The sequence below is a fragment of the Streptacidiphilus monticola genome (assembly GCF_042658505.1).
Classification (GTDB): domain Bacteria; phylum Actinomycetota; class Actinomycetes; order Streptomycetales; family Streptomycetaceae; genus Streptacidiphilus; species Streptacidiphilus monticola.
In genome coordinates this window covers 1-2,933 of record NZ_JBHSQJ010000145.1, presented here as the reverse complement: position 1 = coordinate 2,933, position 2,933 = coordinate 1, and the positions used below count along the sequence as shown (strand labels likewise).

The 2,933-nt window shown below is 68.2% G+C and carries 4 protein-coding genes; 1 reads left to right on the top strand and 3 read right to left on the bottom strand.

The genetic code is table 11. The annotated features are described in order from the left end of the window. Positions 1 to 290 (top strand): integrase core domain-containing protein (locus ACFP3V_RS28135; protein WP_380589344.1); only part of this gene is annotated, 290 nt, incomplete at its 5' end. Positions 291 to 684: 394 nt separating this feature from the next. Here the strand turns inward: ACFP3V_RS28135 and ACFP3V_RS28130 are convergent. From ACFP3V_RS28130 to ACFP3V_RS28115, 3 genes are all read right to left on the bottom strand, one after another. Further along, a complete protein-coding gene (locus ACFP3V_RS28130) occupies positions 685 to 1,119 on the bottom strand; it encodes a hypothetical protein (protein WP_380589341.1) in 435 nt (144 codons plus the stop codon). Positions 1,120 to 1,192: 73 nt separating this feature from the next. Then, positions 1,193 to 2,256 (bottom strand): IS630 family transposase gene (locus ACFP3V_RS32120; RefSeq protein ID WP_465270114.1). Its coding sequence is split into 2 segments (ribosomal slippage): positions 1,193 to 1,809 and positions 1,809 to 2,256, totalling 1,065 coding nucleotides; the frame shifts between segments, so codons are not numbered across the junction. Positions 2,257 to 2,521: 265 nt separating this feature from the next. After that, positions 2,522 to 2,933 (bottom strand): transposase (locus ACFP3V_RS28115; RefSeq protein ID WP_380589332.1); only part of this gene is annotated, 412 nt, incomplete at its 5' end.

Genomic DNA, 2,933 nt, shown 5'->3' with positions numbered 1-2,933 from the left:
ACGGGTCCCGGGCCTTCGCCGACCTGTGCGCGCAGCTGGGCGTCAGCCGCTCGATGGGAGCGGTCGGCACCAGCGCGGACAACGCGGCCTGCGAGAGCTTCCACGCCTCCCTCAAACGCGAAACGCTCCAGGGCGCCGGCGACTTCGGCGACCCGGTCACCTGCCGCAGGACCGTCTTCGCCTGGCTCACCCGCTACAACACCCGCCGTCGGCACTCGACCAACGGCTACCTCAGCCCCAACGAGTACGAACGCCGGCACCACACCGCTAAGCTCACGCTCGCCGCATGACAACCCACCGCGTGTCCACCTTCACGGGCAAAGGCCCCTCTGGCCGACTCTGCACAGTCCTCATCGCCCGGAGCGTCGTACATGGCAAGTCGCCAGTCGAAGACCTCGCCTCCCTCAGACGCTTCGACCAACGGCTCCGTTCGCTCCTCCCGCACGAGGCACCCTGACCAATGGCCCGCACCCAGCGGCGAGCCGGCTACCGGCCCGGCCCCCGCCGACACCATCCACAACGAACCGAAGCCGCCAGGACATCAGTTCCTTGCCACCCACTCGCCCGCCCACAGACCGTCGAGCGGAGCGGGTGCCACACCGGGTCCGGCTGGCTACTGAACTTGAACCCGTGATGTCGGCTGCCTTCGGGTCATGACCGGAGACCTGGGTGGATGGCCCGGCCCTACCAGGCCGGGCGTGGGTCCTGGCGCTCGATGGAGAAGCCGGGCGGAACCCTCGCTTCCGTCCGCCACAGCAGGCCTGGGTCAGGTGGATACGCTCCAGTAGTCGGCGCCGGAGGGTACAGACGCCGATGGCCAGGAAGCGGAACCTCGGTCAGCACGCCGCGTTGGATCATCCAGAGACCGAAGCAGTCGTCCTCCTCGTCATGGATGAGTACCTGCACACTTGCGGGTTCCGGCCAGGCCAGGGCCTCCAGGTATCGCAGCAGGCCGGATCGCGGGCGTACATGGTTGAACTCGATCACCCACCCTTCGACAAAGGGGTGGAGCCGCTCGAAACGACCTTGCCAGTCACGCGAGTCGTCCGGCCGTGTCAGGGGTTCCATCACCTCGTCCGCGTACCGTGCCAGCACGATGACCTCAGCGATTCTGCTCATGCCGAAGTATTTGCACGCTCCACGGGCCGGCGGCAATCGGATTCCAGGGTGCAGCCGAGGTCTCACCGTATGATCACGTGTTGAGAGCGAGACGGGCGCCGACGAGGCAGCCGTCGATGACCTCGGGTCGATACTGCAGCATCTTCAGCCTGCGCTTCACCGCACGGGTGATCTGGCTGAGGTCGGCGGCAGCGAGGTTGCCGAGGTCACGCTTGACCAGCGACCAAACGCCCTCGGTCGGATTGAGGTCCGGTGCGTAGGTGGGCAGTTGGAACACGGTGAGCCACTCGGCATTCGCGGCGATGAACTCGCGCATTCCGGCCGTCAGGTGGAGGCGGACGTTGTCCCACACGAGCACGATCGGGCCGCCGAGTTGGATGCGGGCGCGGACGATCAGGTCGCGGAAGTCGCGCCAGCCGAAGCCCTTCGGTTCGTCCTTGCGGCCCCGGTACTCGCGGATCGCGTAGATCAGGCGGGACCGTTCGCCCGGCTTGTAGCAGGCCATGCCCGCCACCGAGACCCGGCCGGAGCCCCGGCCCCTCACCCTCACGACCGGGGTTTGGCCGATCCGGCCCCAGGTCCTGGCGCGCGGCGGAGTCATCGACTGCCCGGCCTCGTCCTCGAAGACGATCCAGGCCCCGCGCTCCGCCGCGGTCCTCTTACCCGCGGCCAGGTCTCCTTCTTCCACACCTCGACCGCGGCGTCGTCGCGCTCGATCGCGCGCCTGGTGGGCTGCTGCCAGCTCCAGCCGTGCCGCTTCAGCAGCCGCCAGGTGCCCTCCACCGTGTAGGAGACGTGGAACAGCCGGCCGATCAGCGTCTTGATTCGCGCCAGCGTCCACCGCTGGTCCGCCCAGCCGTGAGCCAGCGGACCACGCTCCAACTCCCGCTCCAACCTGGCGATCTGGGCCTCGCTGAGTCGAGGTCTACCTGGCGATCCCTTCGATAGGACTCCCGCCTCGCCGCCCTCGCGCCAGGCCCGCCGCCACCGCTCGACCGACCGCACGCTCACCCGCAGAGCAGTAGCGACCTCCGCGTTCTTCTCCCCTGCCTGGCACCGCTCCACAGCCTGGAGCCGCAACCGCTCCCGCGTGCCTCTCTCGGCATCGGTCAACCCACCGCCTTGCGCGTACCTCACACCCCAGGGCTACCGGTGCCAGCACCCGGCTGTCAGGCAAACGGCCCCGACATCACACGATCAAGTTCAGTAGTGCCGCGTCAGGCAACGTTCGCCCTGTCTCGTCGGTCGGGGCGAACGTTGCTGATGCGGCACTAGGCAGAAATGATCTTCAGTCGTACAGTTCACACCGTGAAAGCCAGACCCACACCGTGGCTCCTTGCTTGCGGCCTCTTCATTGCTGGATGCCTGATCAACGCTCTGAGCGGATGGAGGTTGACGCCTGTTATCTCTGGCTTGACGTTTGGCATCCTCCATAACCTGCGCNGGGCCAGTGCCGGGCGAGGCGGAGCCAGCGGCGGCGGCCGGTGGTGACCAGCTGGGCCGCGGCGGAGAACAGCCGCAGCCGCAGGCGTTTGGGTTCCCAGCGGCGGGCGTCGCCGGTCAGCGCGAGCATGGGCAGCCAGGCCAGCAGGTCGAGGGCGAGCTGGACGATCTCCAGCCAGATCCGGTTCTGCGCGGTGGACTTGAGCGGCAGGTTGCGCAGGCCGGTGTCGCGGGCCGCGCGGATACGGTCCTCGGCCCGGGCCCGCTGGCGGTGCCGCAACTCCAGCCGAGCAATCGGCAGTTCGGCGGTGTTGGTGGCGAAGCAGGTGATCCGCATGCCGTCGGCGTCGGTGATCCGCAGCTGGGCGCCG